The organism is Streptomyces sp. NPDC046876 (assembly GCF_040645035.1).
Taxonomy (GTDB): Bacteria; Actinomycetota; Actinomycetes; order Streptomycetales; family Streptomycetaceae; genus Streptomyces.
Genome location: NZ_JBEYXK010000131.1, coordinates 1 through 16,274 on the forward strand (window position 1 = coordinate 1; position 16,274 = coordinate 16,274).

General features: G+C 73.0%; 13 protein-coding genes. 4 read left to right on the forward strand and 9 right to left on the reverse strand.

The genetic code is table 11. The annotated features are described in order from the left end of the window. Positions 1 to 196: 196 nt before the first annotated feature. Positions 197 to 868, reverse strand: coding sequence for an endonuclease NucS (gene nucS / locus ABZ924_RS35035; protein ID WP_361919168.1), 672 nt, complete (start codon positions 866 to 868; stop codon positions 197 to 199). Between the two features lie 221 nt (positions 869 to 1,089). Here nucS and ABZ924_RS35040 point away from each other — a divergent pair, with 221 nt between their 5' ends. Continuing rightward, positions 1,090 to 1,482, forward strand: a complete 393-nt coding sequence (locus tag ABZ924_RS35040; RefSeq protein ID WP_361714885.1) for an SCO5389 family protein — start codon at positions 1,090 to 1,092, stop codon at positions 1,480 to 1,482. 121 nt (positions 1,483 to 1,603) lie between these two features. On the opposite strand, the gene ABZ924_RS35045 is transcribed toward ABZ924_RS35040, so the two are convergent. Then, positions 1,604 to 2,623 carry an LLM class flavin-dependent oxidoreductase gene (locus ABZ924_RS35045; RefSeq protein ID WP_361919170.1) on the reverse strand — a complete coding sequence of 340 codons (1,020 nt, stop codon included), beginning with the start codon at positions 2,621 to 2,623 and terminating at the stop codon, positions 1,604 to 1,606. 229 nt (positions 2,624 to 2,852) lie between these two features. Here ABZ924_RS35045 and ABZ924_RS35050 point away from each other — a divergent pair, with 229 nt between their 5' ends. Next, entirely contained in the window at positions 2,853 to 3,194 is a 342-nt protein-coding gene (locus ABZ924_RS35050; RefSeq protein WP_361919172.1) for an ATP/GTP-binding protein, read from the forward strand. Positions 3,195 to 3,205: 11 nt separating this feature from the next. Here the strand turns inward: ABZ924_RS35050 and ABZ924_RS35055 are convergent, their stop codons facing one another. The 7 genes from ABZ924_RS35055 to mce form a co-directional block, all read right to left on the reverse strand. Continuing rightward, the gene (locus tag ABZ924_RS35055; protein WP_361919174.1) at positions 3,206 to 4,036 is read right to left on the reverse strand and encodes an ABC transporter permease subunit; all 831 of its coding nucleotides are present in this window, start codon (positions 4,034 to 4,036) and stop codon (positions 3,206 to 3,208) included. Further along, positions 4,033 to 5,160, reverse strand: coding sequence for an ABC transporter ATP-binding protein (locus ABZ924_RS35060; RefSeq protein WP_361919176.1), 1,128 nt, complete (start codon positions 5,158 to 5,160; stop codon positions 4,033 to 4,035). The genes ABZ924_RS35055 and ABZ924_RS35060 overlap by 4 nt, the downstream gene beginning before the upstream one ends. A 208-nt stretch (positions 5,161 to 5,368) precedes the next feature. Beyond that, the gene (locus ABZ924_RS35065) at positions 5,369 to 6,133 is read right to left on the reverse strand and encodes an ABC transporter permease subunit (protein ID WP_361919178.1); all 765 of its coding nucleotides are present in this window, start codon (positions 6,131 to 6,133) and stop codon (positions 5,369 to 5,371) included. A 2-nt stretch (positions 6,134 to 6,135) separates the two neighbouring features. Then, positions 6,136 to 7,158 (reverse strand): ABC transporter ATP-binding protein, encoded by a 1,023-nt coding sequence (locus ABZ924_RS35070; protein ID WP_361919180.1) that lies wholly within the window; start codon positions 7,156 to 7,158, stop codon positions 6,136 to 6,138. Between the two features lie 174 nt (positions 7,159 to 7,332). Beyond that, positions 7,333 to 8,271, reverse strand: a complete 939-nt coding sequence (locus tag ABZ924_RS35075) for a cellulose-binding protein (RefSeq protein WP_361919182.1) — start codon at positions 8,269 to 8,271, stop codon at positions 7,333 to 7,335. Between the two features lie 194 nt (positions 8,272 to 8,465). Continuing rightward, complete coding sequence (scy, locus tag ABZ924_RS35080; protein WP_361919184.1) at positions 8,466 to 12,998, reverse strand: polarized growth protein Scy; 4,533 nt, start codon at positions 12,996 to 12,998, stop codon at positions 8,466 to 8,468. Between the two features lie 183 nt (positions 12,999 to 13,181). Next, positions 13,182 to 13,610 (reverse strand): methylmalonyl-CoA epimerase, encoded by a 429-nt coding sequence (gene mce / locus ABZ924_RS35085; RefSeq protein WP_361919186.1) that lies wholly within the window; start codon positions 13,608 to 13,610, stop codon positions 13,182 to 13,184. A gap of 137 nt (positions 13,611 to 13,747) precedes the next feature. On the opposite strand from mce, the gene ABZ924_RS35090 reads away from it, so the two are divergent. Next, positions 13,748 to 14,950 carry an acetyl-CoA C-acetyltransferase gene (locus tag ABZ924_RS35090; protein WP_361919188.1) on the forward strand — a complete coding sequence of 401 codons (1,203 nt, stop codon included), beginning with the start codon at positions 13,748 to 13,750 and terminating at the stop codon, positions 14,948 to 14,950. A gap of 56 nt (positions 14,951 to 15,006) precedes the next feature. Continuing rightward, a complete protein-coding gene (gene meaB / locus ABZ924_RS35095; protein ID WP_361919190.1) occupies positions 15,007 to 15,966 on the forward strand; it encodes a methylmalonyl Co-A mutase-associated GTPase MeaB in 960 nt (319 codons plus the stop codon). The last annotated feature ends 308 nt before the right edge of the window (positions 15,967 to 16,274 follow it).

Below are 16,274 nucleotides of genomic sequence, written 5' to 3' on the forward strand. Positions count from 1 at the left end.
TTCGCCCGTCCCGGGGGGCCCCCCCCCCCCCCCCCGGCGGGGGGGGCGGGGGGGGGGGGGGGGCGCCCCCCCCCCGGAACCCGGCTCCGCCGGGCACCGGGCTCCGCCCGGACCCTCGCCCAGACCCCGTCCGGGGGGGACCCCCACTCAAACGCCGGCGGGGCTGGAAATGCCGGACCCCCCGCTCAGGGGTGGGTCAGAAGAGGCGGAGTTTGTCGTCCTCGATGCCGCGGAGGGCGTCGTAGTCCAGGACCACGCACTCCATGCCGCGGTCGGTGGCCAGGACGCGGGCCTGCGGCTTGATCTCCTGGGCCGCGAAGACGCCCCGGACCGGGGCCAGGTGCGGGTCGCGGTTCAGCAGCTCCAGGTAGCGGGTCAACTGCTCCACGCCGTCGATCTCGCCCCGACGCTTGATCTCCACGGCCACCGTCGCGCCGTCGGCGTCCCGGCACAGGATGTCCACCGGGCCGATCGCCGTCATGTACTCGCGCCGGATCAGCGTGTAGCCCTCGCCCAGCGTGTCGATGCGGTCGGCCAGCAGCTCCTGGAGGTGCGCCTCGACACCGTCCTTGATCAGCCCGGGGTCGACGCCCAGCTCGTGGGAGGAGTCGTGGAGGACCTCCTCCATGGTGATGATGAGCTTCTCGCCCGCCTTGTTGACGACCGTCCAGATGCCCTCCTGCTCGCCCGTACCCTCCTTGAGGGTGCACGGAGGCGACATCCAGTTGAGCGGTTTGTACGCCCGGTCGTCCGCGTGGATCGAGACACTGCCGTCGGCCTTCACGAGGATCAGACGGGGTGCCGAGGGCAGATGGGCGGTGAGCCGGCCCGCATAGTCGACGGAGCAGCGGGCAATGACGAGACGCATGGTCGGCAACGCTACTCGACCGACGGCCCTCCACGCGATTCGCCCCCGAAAGCCCCGTTCGCCGATGGCGCGTTGTATGCGCATTCTCCTGGTGCGGCACCCAGCGGGCGCCTACCGTGGTGAGCGGGAGGTTGCCGAGCGTGCACGCAGCGTCGCGGCCTCCTTCCCTGCCCGTAAGACTCCGGCAACCCAAAACGGCCGGGGTCGCGAGAGGAGAACCCATGTCGCTCGACGTCTCACCGGCCCTACTCGAACAGGCCGAGCGAGGCGAGGTCGACGAAGCCGCCTTCGTCGACTGCGTCCGGACCTCCCTGCCCTACGCATGGGAGATGATCAGCTCGCTCGTGGCACAGCTGAAGGTGGACGGCGGAGAGTTCGCCGACAACCAGACGCCGCCGCCCGACGAGCAGGCGCGCGGCCAGCTGCTGCGCGCTCTTGCGAGTGACGCCATCCGGGGTGCGCTGCAGCGGCACTTCGGGGTGCGCCTGGCCTTCCAGAACTGCCACCGCGTCGCGGTGTTCCCGCTGGACGCCTCGGTGGACGACCGGCTGGCCAAGTTCACCTCGATCCGCGGCCAGCTGCTCAACCAGTCGCCGGAGCTGCGGGACTGCTAGCCCCGCCGGCGTGGCAGGGCAGCAAGGAAGCAGGCAGAAGCAGGCAAGGAAGCAGGACCGTATTTCGCTGCCGCTCCCGTATCGCGGGAGGTGCCACTGATACCGGAGCGGCAGCCCAGGCTCAGCCGAGCCGCGGCAGCACCTCGGCGCCCAGGCGCCGGACGTTCTCCTCGGTCGCGGCGAGGTCCCCGGAGCCTTCCGCGAGCAGTGCGAACCGGGTGATCCCCGTCCGCTCGGCGGTGGCGGCCAGCCGGTCCGCCGCCAGCCGCGCGGTGCCCACGGGGTGCAGATCGCACAGCAGCTCGGTGTAGGCGTGGGGGTCGCGCATCGAGCGGAGCCGCCCGTCCACCGTGACGTGGGCGTCCAGCCCCTGCTTCAGCCAGCCCGGCAGTGCCTTCATCAGCGTCTCGCGGGCGTCGGCCGTGCGGTCCGCCACCTGGCACACGCCGGCCGACACGTGGGCGGCGTGCGGGTTCTGCCGCGCGGCCGCGGCGGTGCGGCGGTACAGGGCGACCATCTCCGCCTTCTCCTCGTCCCCGCAGTGCATGCCCAGCAGCATCGGCAGCCCCCGCTCCGCGGCGAGCCGTACGGACGCGGGGGAGGTGCAGGCGACGATCACTTCCGGCCCCGATCCGTCCCCGTCCAGCGCCTCCGACGGGCGCGGTACGACGGCCACCTCGCGGAAGGCGTACCGCTCGCCGCCGGCGCCGACCCGCGGCTCGGCCAGCCACCGCCGCAGCAGGTCCAGCCCCTCCGGGAAGCCGGCCTCGTACGCGTCCAGCCCGCCGCCGAAGACCTCCAGGTCCACCCAGGGCCCGCCCCGGCCCACCCCGAGGGTGAACCGGCCGCCGGAGGTCAGGTGCAGCAGCGCCGCCTGCTCGCCGAGGGCCACCGGGTGCGTGTTCGGCAGCACGCTGACCGCCGTGCCGACGCGCAGCCGCCGGGTCCGGCCCAGCAGCAGGGCCGCCAGGGTCACCGCCGAGGGGCACACCCCGTACGGGACGAAGTGGTGCTCGGCGAGCCAGACGGAGTCGAGCCCGGCCCCTTCCGCCACCTCGGCCGTCCGCACCGCGCGGTGCAGCGCCTCCCCCTGCCCCTGCCCCGGGAACTGGGCCGCCACTACAAACGCTCCTACGCGCATCGCCTTAGCCTCCTCGTTGGCTGACGCGGCCTCCCCAGGCGGACCGGTTCTTCTGATGGCAACAACGTTTGACACGTGCCAAAGGCACGGCCTGACAGGAAAGTTATTGGGATAGTCAGGCCAGTCGTCAGCCGCGCGTGTCCTCCCTCCGGACACCCTGCGTGCTGCCGGTCCCGCTGCGCGTAGTCTGGGGGAAAGCCACTGCCGTTCGCCCATTCGTGAGGTATACGTGTCACCGCGCCACAACCGCCCCAGGGGCGGCGGGAATCCGGCCGACCGTCCGGCCGCGGGCTCAGCTGCGTCGGGCGCCGACCGGTTCGGGCTGGAGCGCACCGAGGAGTACCAGGGCGAGGAGTGGAGGGTCCGGCACGTCGCGGGCGCGAGCGCGGCGGGCAAGCGCTACCGCTGCCCGGGCTGCGACCAGGAGATCCCCTCCGGCACCCCGCACGTCGTGGCCTGGCCGGAGTACGGCGGCGTGGACGACCGCCGGCACTGGCACAAGGCCTGCTGGAACGCGAAGGACCGCCGCACCTCGCGGGTGCAGCGGTCCAGGAACGCCCCCAGGTACTGATCCCGGGCGGCTTATACGTCGCGGCGTTCCACGAGCACGTACGAGCCCGCCACCGCGGCGCTCGTGACCAGCACGAGCAGCAGCATCTGGGACCAGCTGCTCGGCCCGTTCGAAGTGTCGCTGTTGGATATGCCGAACAGCTGTATCAGGGCGACGGGTGCGTTGTACTGCAGGATCGTGCGGCCGACCGGGGCCATGGACTCCCAGATGCTCAGCATCCCGCCGGTCACCGGCGGCAGCGTGACCAGCCCCAGCATCACGGCGATCGCCCCGGCGGAGTGCCGCAGCATGGCGCCGACCGCGAGTCCCAGCACCCCGAGCAGGGTGACGTACAGGCAGCCGGCGAGGGCGTGGGCCCACTGGGCGGCGCTCTGCCGCTCGGCCCAGTCGCCGTGCAGGATGAACGAGGCGAAGACGACCACCGAGACCGAGCCGGCGACGGCCGCGAAGGCGACGGCGGCGAAGACCAGGTACTTGGCGGTCAGCACGCGGGAGCGGCCGGGGGCGGCGGTGAAGGTGGTCCGGATCAGCCCCGTGCCGTACTCCGAGGTGATCGCCAGGACACCGAGCACCATCACCGGTACCAGGCCGACCAGCAGCCCGAACAGGGCCGGCGCGGTGAGCGGCACGTTCCGGTAGTCGTCTGCGCTGGTCTCGGCGACCGCGAGCAGCCCGATGCCGACGACGAGCAGCACGAGCGCGCCGAGCGTCCACACGGTGGAGCGCACGGAGACCAGCTTGGTCCACTCCGAGGCGAGGGCGTGCCCGAGGTGCGGCCGGGGCGTGGGCAGCGGGGAGCTGTAGGCCTTCGGCTGGTCCGCGGTGGTCGTGGGGCCGGTCATCGGGGGTCCTTGCGGGTGTCCGTGGGGGCGTTCTTGGCGGTGCCGGCGAGCTCGCCGGGGCTGCCGGGCATCAGGAAGGGCTTGCCGCCCGCGCCGGGCGGCGGGGGAGCGAAGAAACCGTCCTGCGGGACCTGCGGCACGGGGAGCCCGTCCTCCCAGGCGGGCAGGGCGAGGGGGTCCGGCTCCCACAGTTCGGCCCGCGGGTCCTCGGTGGAGGTGTACTCGACGGCGGACTGGGTCAGCCGCATGTACGCCTCCTCCAGCGAGGCCCGGTGCGGGGACAGCTCCCACAGCCGTACGCCGGCCGCGTGCGCCAGGTCGGAGATGCGCGGCAGCTCCAGGCCGGTCACCCGCAGGGCGCCGTCGGGCTCCTGCAGGACCCGGCCGCCCGCCCCGGTCAGGGCCGTGGCCAGCGTCTTCAGGCCATCCCGCTCCGTGTTGGCCGGGCGGACCCGGGCGAAACCGGCCGAGTTGTGCGCGATGAACTCCTGGGTGCCCATGTCGGCGAGGAGCCGGCCGCGGCCGATCACGATCAGGTGGTCGGCGGTCAGGGCCATCTCGCTCATCAGGTGCGAGGAGACGAAGACGGTGCGGCCCTCGGAGGCGAGCCGGCGCATGAGGTTGCGGACCCACAGGATGCCCTCGGGGTCGAGCCCGTTGACCGGCTCGTCGAACAGCAGCACCTGGGGGTCGCCGAGCAGGGCGGCGGCGATGCCGAGCCGCTGGCCCATGCCGAGGGAGAAGCCCTTGGCGCGCTGCCGGGCCACGTCCTGCAGGCCCACCACGGCCAGCACCTCGTCGACCCGCTTCTCCGGGATGCCGGAGAGCTGGGCGAGGGAGAGCAGGTGGGTGCGGGCGCGGCGGCCGCCGTGCACGGCCTTGGCGTCGAGCAGGGCGCCGACGTGCCGCTGGGCGTTCGGCAGCTCCCGGAAGGGCAGGCCGTTGATCGTGACCTGCCCGGACGTCGGCCGGTCCAGGCCGAGGATCATGCGCATGGTGGTGGACTTGCCGGAGCCGTTGGGCCCCAGGAACCCGGTCACGTGACCCGGCCTGACCTGGAAGGACAGCTGGTCGACCGCGGTCTTGGCGCCGAAGCGCTTGGTCAGGCCGACTGCCTCGATCATTCCTCTGCCCCTTGCCCGACGGACGGCTTTCGTCCGAGTAAGGGTTAAGAGGATATCGAGGAGCAGCCGGTTCCACCCCGGGCCGGATCCCTGAGCCGCCCCTGATACCGACCCGGGGATCCCCCGTAGTACGGGCGGTGTCCGTCCTGCGACGGATCTTCGCGGCGGGTCCGTCCTGAGACGGATCCCACAGCGGCCCCTCCCCCTGTCAGGCGTCGCGCTTCTTCAGCACCAGGTAGCCGCCGAGGACCGCGGCGAGCGCCCACAGGCACATGATCCCGAAGCCGCCCCACGGGCTGTACGGGGCATCCGCGTCGGGCATGGTCTGCATGATCGCGGAGCCCGCCTGGCTGGGCAGGTAATAGGCGACCTTCCGGGTCGCGTCGATCACGCTGAGCACGATGGGCACGATCAGGACGAACGCGATCAGGATGCAGATCGAGGCCGCCGAGTTCCGCAGCATCATCGAGACGCCGATGGAGAACAGCGCGAGCAGCGCCATGTACAGCCCGGCGCCGAACACGGCACGCAGCACGTTCTCCTCGCCGAGCCCGATGCCGTGGTCGCCGAGGAGCGCCTGCCCGATGAAGAAGGACAGGAACGCGGTGGCCAGGCCGACCACCAGGGCCAGGCCGGTGGCCACGGTGACCTTGCCGAGCATCAGGCTCTCGCGGCGGGGCACGGCGGCGAGCGAGGTGCGGATCATGCCCGAGCCGTATTCGGAGCCGACGACCATCGCCCCGAAGACGAGGATCGCCAGCTGGCCCAGCATCATCCCCGCGAAGCTCATCTGGGTGGAGTCGAAGGTGGCCTGCTGGGCCGCGGGCATGTTCTCGAAGGTGGCGTTGACCGCGGCGCACAGCCCGGCGCCCATGGCGACGGTGACCGCGAGCGCGGTGCCGAGGGTCCACGTGGTCGAGGCGACCGTACGGATCTTGGTCCACTCGGACCGGAGGACGGCGGAGAAGGCCATGGTCACTTCCCGCCCTTCCGGTCCGCCCCGAAGCCGGCGCCCCACGCGGGGACGTCGGCCGGCCGGGCCGGGTTGTCGGCGGCCATGCCGGGGGCGGGCACCTGGCCCGGGGCTCCCGGCGCGTGGGCGTGGTACTCGACCGAGTCCGCCGTCATGCGCATGAACGCTTCCTCCAGTGAAGCCCGCTGCGGGCTGAGTTCGTGCAGCACGATCCGGTGTTCGGCGGCCAGTTCGCCGAGGGTTTCGGGGGCCACCCCGTCGATCTCCAGCGTGCCGGTGGCCGGGACGCTGACGGCGTGGATGCCGGCGGCGTGCAGGACGTCCTTGAGCCGCTCCTGCTGGGGCGAGCGCAGCCGGACGAAACTGCGCGAGTTCTTGTGAATGAATTCGGCCATCGGCATGTCGGCCAGAAGCTTTCCTTGGCCGATCACGATCAAATGGTCTGCCGTCAGCGACATTTCGCTCATGAGATGGGACGAGACGAAGATCGTCCGTCCCTCCGACGCGAGCCCCTTCATCAGATTGCGGATCCAGAGAATTCCCTCCGGGTCCAGACCATTGACGGGCTCGTCGAACATCAGGATCTCCGGGTCGCCGAGGAGTGCGGCGGCGATTCCCAGCCGCTGCCCCATGCCCAGCGAAAATCCTTTCGCCTTCTTCTTCGCCACCGGCGTCAGGCCGACAAGATCAAGAACCTGGTCCACGCGGCTCTTCGGGATCCGGTTCGAATGGGCGAGGCAGAGAAGGTTGTTGTAGGCGCTCCGGCCGCCGTGCATGGCCTTCGCGTCCAGCAGCGCACCGATGTGCTTCAACGGCTCCGACAGGTCCCGGTAGTGCTTGCCGTCGATCCTGACCGTCCCGCTGGTGGGATTGTCGAGGTCGAGCATCATGCGCATGGTCGTCGACTTGCCCGCCCCGTTGGGGCCGAGGAAGCCGGTCACCACCCCCGGTCTGACCTGGAAGCTGAGGTGGTCCACGGCGGTCTTCGCGCCGAATCGTTTGGTAAGGCCCTCGAGCTCGATCATGGGCTCACGCTAGAACGCCCGAGGGCCCCACGCCACCTCGAAAAGGTGACATAAGGCCCTCGGGCATGACGTTTCGCTACCGGCGAGTAGACGGCGGGTCAACCGCCGTTGCACGGCGCGGTGTAGTAGCTGCGGGCCACGGCGCGGGCCGCGGCGGGCGTCGTACCCCTCGCGCTAGCGGCTCTGCTGGGCCGGGACCCCGCGGGAGACCGGCTCGTCGTCCATCGGGGAGCCGGCGGCGGCCACGGCGGCACCGGTCAGCGTCGCCAGCATCTCGCGGACGTTGGTCAGCTGGGCGTTGATGGAGTCGCGGCGGTTGGTCAGCGCCGCGAGCTCGCGCTCGGACTCGCTGCGGATGCGGTCCGCCTTGGCGTTGGCGTCGGCCACGATGTCCTCGGCCTGGCGCTGCGCGGTCTCCACCGTCTGGCGGGCCCGGCGCTCGGCGTCCGTACGCAGCTTCTCGGCCTCCAGGCGCAGCTGCTCGGCGCGGTGCTCGATCTCGGCGAGGCGCTTCTCCGCCTTGGCCTGACGCGAGGCCAGGTCGCGCTCGGACTGCTCGCGGCGCTTGGCCAGGTTGGTCTCGAAGTCCGCGGCGGCCTGGGCGGCCTTGGCGCGGGTCTCCTCGAAGAGGGCGTCGGCCTCCTCGCGCTTCGACTGCGCGTCCTTCTGGGCCTCGGCGCGCAGGGTGGCCGCGTCGCCCTTGGCCTTCTCGACGATGCGGACGCCCTCGTCCTCCGCCTTCGACTTGCGGTCCGCCGCGAACGACTCGGCGTCGTTGCGCACCTGCTGGGCGGCCGACTCGGCCAGCTCGCGGTGCTGCTCCGCCGCGCGACGGGCCTCCTCGCGCAGGTCCTTCGCCTCCTCCTCCGCCAGGCGCAGGATCTTCTCGACCCGGGCGCCGAGGCCCGCGTACGACGGCTCGGCGTCGCTCACCTGGGCCTGGGCGTTCTGCGTCTCGAGGTGCAGTTCCTCGATCCGCTTTTCCAGGGCGTTGATACGTCCGAGGGCGCTGTCGCGGTCGGAGACCAGCTTGGTAATGCGGTCGTCCACCTGACCGCGGTCGTAACCACGCCGCACGAGCTCGAAGCCGAAGGGGGAGGAAGTGTCGCTCATGGGGTTCCTGTCGAAGTGAGACCGATGAGGTGCTACGTGAGGTGTTAGGGGAATCCTAGGCGCCCGAGCGGCGTGTCATCGAGTCAATCCGCGTTTGATCTGGACAATGACACCCCATTTGAGTGGCAAGGCGACAGAATGCATGTCACTCGTTCGGATGAACCTTCATCAGGCGCACACCATCCGAACACCGACTAGCCGTCCGACGACTTGCCACCCGAACGAGTGGACCCCGCAGCAGCTCCGGCCTTCACGCCCCCCGCGCCCTGAGCGCCGATCGAGGACTTTCCGCCCGAGGGCGCCTCGAATGATTCCAACGCCTCAAGCACGTCCTGGACACGGGAGATCTCCGCCTGGATGTCCTCGCGCCGGCGCACCAGCACCTCCAGCTCGCGCCGGCCCTCCTCCACCAGCCGCTCCGCCTCGGCCTTCGCCTCCTCCAGCACGGCCTCCGCCTGCCGCGACAGCTCGGCCTTCTTCTGCTCCGCCTCCTTCAGCAGCGTCTCCGCCTTGCGGACCGCCGCGATGCGCACCTTGCTCGCCTCACTGCTCGCGTCCGACACCAGCGTCTTGGCCTTGTTCTCGGCCTCCACGCTCTGCTCGGTCGCCGCCCGCACGAGCTTGTCCACGCGCTCGCCGGCCGACTTCATCTGCTCGGCCGTCTCGCGGCGGGCGCGCTCGTGCAGCTCCTCGATCTCGCTCTCGACGCGGGAGCGCAGCTCCTCCGCCCGCTCCCTTATGGCGGCGGCGTCCGAGCGCGCGCCGACCAGCAGCTCGTCCGCGTCCGTACGGGCCTTCTCCACCAGGGAGTTGCCCTCGACCGTCGCCTCGGTGGCGATCCGCGCCGCCTCCTTGCGGGCGGCGTCGACCATCTGGTCGGCCTGCTCCTCGGCGGCCGTCGTCGCGGCGAGCGCCTTCGCCTGGGCGTCGGAGGTCAGCTTGTCGGCCTCGGCCGCGGCCTCGGTGATCAGCAGGTCCACCTGCTCCGCCGCCTCGGTACGCCGCTTGCCGGCCTCCTCGCGCGCCTCGTCCAGCAGCCGCTCGGACTCCTCGCGCGCCTCGGTACGGGTGCGCTCGGCCTCGGCCTCGGCCTCCGCCCTGACCCGCTCGGCCTCCGCACGCGTACGGGCGGCGTGCTCCTGCGCCGAGGACAGCGCCTCCGAGGCCTCCGCGCGCAGCCGCTCCGCCTCCGCCGCGGCCTCGCCGACCGTGCGCTCGTTGTCCCGGCGCGTCTGCGCCGTGAGCTTGTCCGCCTCGGACGCGGCCTCGGTGATGAGCCGGTCCGCCTGCTCCGCCGCCTCCGTGCGCAGCCGGTTGGCCTCCGCGCGCGCCTCGTCCAGCGTCTGCTCGGACTCCCGCTCGGCGCTCTCCAGCGTCTCGGCCGCCGCGGCCGTGACCCGGTCCGCCTCCGCGGTGGCCTCGCCGATGATCCGGCCGCCCTCCGCGCGGGCGTCGTCCAGGACCTGCGCCGCCTCGGTGCGCAGCCGCTCGGCCTCCTCGGCCGCCTCGCCGATCGTCAGCTCGTTGGCCGCACGCACCTCGTCGACCAGCCGGTCGCCCTCGTTGCGGGCGTCGACCAGCACCCGGGCGGCATCCCGCTCGGCCGCGGCCATCGTGTCCGCGGCCTGCCGGGTGAGCTTGGCCGCCTTCGCCTCGGCGGCCCGGAGCGTCGCCTCGGTCTCGGCGCGGGTCTCCTCGGTGAGCCGCTCCGCCTCGGACGCGGCCTCGGTGATGAGCCGGTCCGCCTGCTCCGCGGCCTCCGTGCGCAACCGGTTGGCCTCCGCGCGCGCCTCGTCCAGCGTGCCCGCGGCCTCGACGCGGGTCGCCTCCGCCTCCTCCGCGGCGTCCGTGGTGAGCCGCTCCGCCTCGGCGGCGGCCTCGGCGACGGTCGCCTCGTTGGCCGCGCGGGTCTCCTCGGTGATCCGCTCGGCCTCCGCCGTGGCATCGGCGACGATCCGGGCGCCCTCGGCGCGCGAGGCCTCCAGGGACTCCCCGGCCTCGCCGCGGATCCGGTTCGCGTCCTCGCGGGCGTCGGCCCGGGTACGGGCGGCGTCCCGCTCGGCCGCGGCCAGCGCGTCCGTGGCCTCCGTACGCACCCGCTGGGCGTACTCGGCCGTGTCGCTGCGCAGCTGCTCCGCCTCGGCGATCGCGTCGCCGACCGTGCGCTCGGCCAGCGCCTTGGCCGCGTCGGTCTCCGTACGGGCCTCGCTGCGGATGCGGTTGGCGTCCTCGGTGGCCCGCTCGCGCTCCTCGTAGGCGTCGGAGCGGACGCGCGCGGCCTCCTCCTCCGCCTCCGTCTTCGTACGCTCCGCCGCGTGCTCGGCGGCGCTGCGCAGCCCGGCGATCTCCTCCTCGGCCTCCTCGCGCAGCCCGGCCACGGAGTCGCGCACCTGCTGGGCGGTGGCCTCGGCCGCCGACACCAGCTCCGCCGCGCGGGCCTCCGCCTCCTCGGTCAGGCGGGCCGCCTCGGCCTGCGCCTCCTCCGAGCGCTTGCGGGCCGCGGCCAGCAGCTCCTCGCTCTGCTCGCGGGCCTGCGCCCGCTCGCTGTCCGCGTCGGTCCGGGCCGACGCGAGGGTCTCCTCGGCCTCGCGGCGGCGCCGGGCGGCCTCCTCCTGCGCGGCGGCCAGCGCCTCGGCGGCCTCCTCGGCGACCCGCTCGGCGGCGGCCTTCGCCTCGGTGCGCAGCCGGTCCGCGGTCTCCTGGGCCTCCGAGCGCACCCGCTCGGCCTCGGTCTCGGCCTCGCTGCGCAGCCGTACGGCCACCTGCTCGGCCTCGGCGCGGACCCGGCCGGCGTCCTGCGCCGCCTCGGTGCGCAGCTGGTCGGCCTCCGCCTCCGACTGGGCCTGCAGGGCGCGGATCCGCTCCGCCGACTCGGCGCGCAGCCGGTCGGCCTCCTCGGTGGTCTCCCGGCGGATGTTCTCCGCCGCCCCGCGGGCGTCGCGCAGCGTCTGCTCGGCCGTCGCGAGCCGGGTCTCGGCCTCCGCGTGCAGGCGGGAGAGCTCCTCCTCGGCCTCCGTCCGCTTCGCCGACAGCGCCTGCTCGGTCTCCTCGCGGCGGGCGCGGGCCGCGGCCTCGGCCTCCGCGCGCACGGCCTCGGCCTGCTCCTCGGCCTCGGTGCGCAGCCGCTCGGCCTCGGCGCGGGTCCGCTCGAGGGTCTCCTCGGCCTGCCGGCGCAGGGTGGTGGCCCGCTCCACGGCCTCGGCGCGGACCCGCTCGCTCTCGGCGGTCGCGCCGGAGCGCAGCTCGTCGGCATCCGCCTTGGCCTTGCCGAGGAGCTCCTCGGCGGTCTTGGCCGCCTCCTCGATCTGCTGGACCGCCTCGCGGCGGGCCTCGCCGCGGATCCGCTCGCCCTCGGCGACGGCCTCCGCGCGCAGCTGCTCGGCCTCGCCGCGCAGCCGCCGCGCCTCCTCCTGGAGCTCGACCGTACGGGCCCGGTACTCCTCGGTGTCGTCCTTCGCGGCGCCCTTGAGCTCGGCCGCCGCGTCCGCCGCCTGGGCGCGCAGCCGCTCCGCCTCGGCCTCCGCCTCGCGGCGGATCCGCTCGGCCTCCTCCGAGGCGGCGCGGGTGGTGGCCTGCGCGTTCTGCGTGGCCTTGGTGAGCATCTCCTCGGCCGTGCGGGCGGCCTTGGCCATCTGGGCGGCCGTGTCCTCGGCCGCCGCCGCGCGGGCCTGCTCGGCGGCCTCGGCGCGCTGGCGCTCGACGTCGGCGCGGGCGTCGGCGAGGACCTGCTCGGCCTCCGCCTTGAGGGCCTCGGCCTCCTTGGTGGCCTCTCCGACGAGCCGGGCCACCTGCTCCTTCGCGGTGCGGGTGCGCTGCTCGTTGACGGACTCGGCCGAGGCGAGCTGCCGTGCGGCGCTCTCCTTGGCCTCGCTGAGCAGCCGCTCGGCCTCGGCACGGGCCGCGCGCAGGGCCCCGTCGGCCTCCTGGACGCGCTGCTCCGCCACCCGGCCGAGGTCCAGGGTCTGCTGGCGGGTCTGCTCGGCCTCGGCGGTCGTCGTCGAACGCAGCCGCTCCGCGTGCTCGGTGGCCTCCTGGGCCTGCGAGGACGCGGCGGTCAGCAGCCGCTCCGCCTCCTTGCGGGCGCGCAGCAGCGTGGCCTCGGCCTCGGTACGGGCGGCCTCGGCGTCCGCGGCCAGCCGGCGGCGGGTCTCCTCGGCGACCCGGGCGGCCTCGGCGCGGGCGGCGTTCAGCGACTGCTCGGCCTCGGCGCGGGACTCGTCCATGAGCCGGCGGGCCTGGGACTCGGTCCGGGCGCGCAGCTGCTCGGCCCAGGCGACGTTCTCGTTGACGTGGGCCTCGACGGTCTGGCGGCGCTCGTTGAGCTCCTGGTCCAGCCGCTGGCGGCGGTTCACGGCCTCGGCGTGCAGCTCGGCCTGCAGGCGCGCCTGGTGCTCGGCGTGCTCCTGCAGGATGCGCTGGGTCTGCGCCCGGGCGTCGCGCAGCTCGCGCTCGGCGTCCGAACGCATCTGGTCGGCCTGGGCCTGGGCGTCGCGCAGCAGCCGCTCGGCCTGGTAGCCGAGGTCCTGGCTGTCGTAGGCGGGGCGGGACGCGAGCGCGCGCCGCACCTCGTGCAGCTTGGCGCGCAACACCTCGACCTGGTAGCCGAGGTCCTCGGCGTGCTGGACGGCTTTGCCGCGCTCCTTCTTCAGCCGCTCCATCTCCGCTTCGAAGAGCGAGAGGTGATCGGCCTCAGTCTGAAGGCTCTCCTGGCTTTCGTAGCCCCGCACAGCGCGGTCCCATCCGTCCCCTGGTCGCAAGCTCACTCCCAAATGAGCACCGTCCGCCCGCTGAACGGCGCCCCCGGGGGAATGGTGTCAGATGCCGGGGCAGGGGTCACAGGCCCCGACCCCGTCTGAAGCACCGAACCCCGGCCGAGCCATGGCCACTCTACCGGCCGGGGAATCGGGACATCAGTGCTGCGGGTTGGAGGTGACCAGTTCGGTGAGGACGCCGTGGCAGTCCTTGGGGTGCAGGAAGGTGATCGAGGAGCCCATCGAGCCGGTGCGGGGCTCGTCGTACAGGACCCGGACGCCCTTGCCGCGGATGGCCTCGGAGTCGCCGCGGACGTCCTCGGTGCCGAAGGCGATGTGGTGCACGCCCTCGCCGTTCTTGGCCAGCCACTTGCCGACCGCGGAGTCCTCGCGGGTGGGCTCGAGGAGCTGGAGGTAGGAGGCGCCGCCGTCGGAGGTCTCGTTGATCTTGAGCATGGCCTCGCGGACGCCCTGCTCCTCGTTGACCTCGGTGTGGAACACCTCGAACCCGTACGTGGCACGGTAGAACTCGACGGTCTTGTCCAGGTCGAAGCAGGCGATCCCGATGTGGTCGATTCTTGTCAGCATGGGACCAGTGCACCGCCGAGGAGGCCGGTCACGCAACGTGCCAGCGATCACACCCACTGCCCGGTGACGACAGGGGTACCGCTCAGTACATTCGGGTAAACCCTCGTTCACTCCTCATCCTCAAGGGGCTGTGCTCCATGTCCGGAACGAACAACACCACGTCCGTGATCGTCGCCGGGGCCCGCACGCCCATGGGGCGGCTGCTCGGCTCGCTGAAGTCCTTCTCGGGCGCCGACCTCGGCGGCTTCGCCATCAAGTCCGCCCTGGAGCGCGCCGGCATCTCCGGCGACCAGGTGCAGTACGTGATCATGGGCCAGGTGCTCCAGGCCGGCGCGGGCCAGATCCCCGCCCGCCAGGCCGCCGTCAAGGCCGGCATCCCCATGAACGTGCCCGCGCTGACCATCAACAAGGTCTGCCTCTCCGGCCTCGACGCGATCGCCCTGGCGGACCAGCTCATCCGCGCCGGCGAGTTCGACATTGTGGTCGCGGGCGGCCAGGAGTCGATGACCAACGCCCCGCACCTGCTGCCGAAGTCCCGCGAGGGCTACAAGTACGGCGCCATCGAGATGCTCGACGCGATGGCCTACGACGGCCTGACCGACGCCTTCGAGAACATCGCCATGGGCGAGTCCACCGAGAAGCACAACACCCGCCTGGGCATCGAGCGCGCCCCGCAGGACGAGTTCGCCGCCGGCTCCCACCAGCGCGCCGCCGCCGCCCAGAAGAACGGCGTCTTCGAGGCCGAGATCACCCCGGTCGAGATCCCGCAGCGCAAGGGCGACCCGGTCCTCTTCACCCAGGACGAGGGCATCCGCCCGGAGACCACCGTGGAGTCCCTCGGCAAGCTGCGCCCGGCCTTCGCCAAGGACGGCACGATCACCGCGGGCACCTCCTCGCAGATCTCCGACGGCGCCGCCGCCGTCGTCGTGATGAGCAAGGCCAAGGCCGAGGAGCTGGGCCTGGAGTGGATCGCGGAGATCGGCGCCCACGGCAACGTGGCCGGCCCGGACAACTCCCTGCAGTCCCAGCCGTCGAACGCGATCCTGCACGCCCTGAAGAAGGAGGGCCTGGAGGTCTCCGACCTGGACCTCATCGAGATCAACGAGGCCTTCGCCGCGGTCGCCGTCCAGTCAATGAAGGACCTCGGCGTGACCCCTGAAAGGGTGAACGTCAACGGTGGCGCCATTGCCCTGGGCCACCCGATCGGCATGTCCGGCGCCCGCGTGGTCCTGCACCTGGCGCTCGAGCTCAAGCGCCGCGGCGGCGGCGTCGGCGCGGCCGCCCTGTGCGGCGGCGGCGGCCAGGGCGACGCCCTGATCGTCCGGGTCCCCAAGGCCTGAGCCGCCGGTACCCCCCGCATCCGCACCCACAGCGAGAACCCAGGAGCGCAGCACGCATGACGGTGGACGTCCCCCAGCTGGTGGCCCAGGCGCGTGAAGGCCGGCCGAGAGCGGTGGCCCGGCTGATCTCGCTGGTCGAGGGGGCGTCCCCGCAGCTGCGCGAGGTGATGGCGGCCCTGGCCCCGCTGACGGGCGGGGCGTACGTGGTGGGCCTGACCGGCTCCCCGGGCGTCGGCAAGTCCACCTCGACCTCGGCGCTGGTCAGCGCGTACCGCAAGGCCGGCAAGCGGGTCGGCGTGCTCGCCGTCGACCCGTCCTCGCCGTTCTCCGGCGGCGCGCTGCTCGGCGACCGGGTGCGGATGTCGGACCACGCCTCCGACCCGGGGGTCTACATCCGCTCCATGGCCACCCGCGGCCACCTCGGAGGCCTGGCCTGGGCCGCCCCGCAGGCCATCCGGGTGCTGGACGCGGCCGGCTGCGACGTGATCCTCGTCGAGACGGTCGGCGTCGGGCAGTCGGAGGTGGAGATCGCCTCGCAGGCCGACACCTCCGTGGTGCTGCTGGCCCCGGGCATGGGCGACGGCATCCAGGCCGCGAAGGCGGGCATCCTGGAGATCGGCGACGTGTACGTGGTCAACAAGGCCGACCGGGACGGCGCCGACGCCACCGCCCGGGAGCTCAACCACATGCTGGGCCTGGGGGAGGCGCGGGGCGCCGGGGACTGGCGGCCGCCGATCGTCAAGACCGTCGCGGCCCGCGGCCAGGGCATCGACGAGCTGGTCGAGGCCCTGGAGAAGCACCGCGCCTGGATGGACGAGCGCGGGGTGCTGGCCGAGCGCCGTACGGCCCGGGCCGCGCGCGAGGTGGAGACGATCGCGGTCACCTCGCTGCGGACGCGGATGGCGGACGTGCACGGGGACGCCCACCTGGGGGCCCTCGCCACCCGGGTGGCCCAGGGCGAGCTGGACCCTTATGCCGCCGCGGACGCCCTGCTGGCGACGCTGACGGAGGGCTGAGGCCGGGGCCGCGCCCGGGCCGCTGCCGTGGGGCGGCCGGCCCCGGGGCGCGCGGCGGCCGATGCGGGTCGGGCGGGCCGACCGTAGACTGACGAGCGCCCGGAATGCCCCGATTCGAGCCCCGGTAAAGGGAGTGGCGTCATGGCCAAGCGCGGCAACAAGAAGCGAGCACGCAAGAAGAAGAAGGCCAACCACGGAAAGCGCCCCAACGCCTGACCGCGGGCAGCCGAACGCGACGGAGCCCCACCCCCGGCCGGGGGTGGGGCTCCGACGCCTTCGCGCCGTGAGCGGGGGGTGGAACCGCCGTG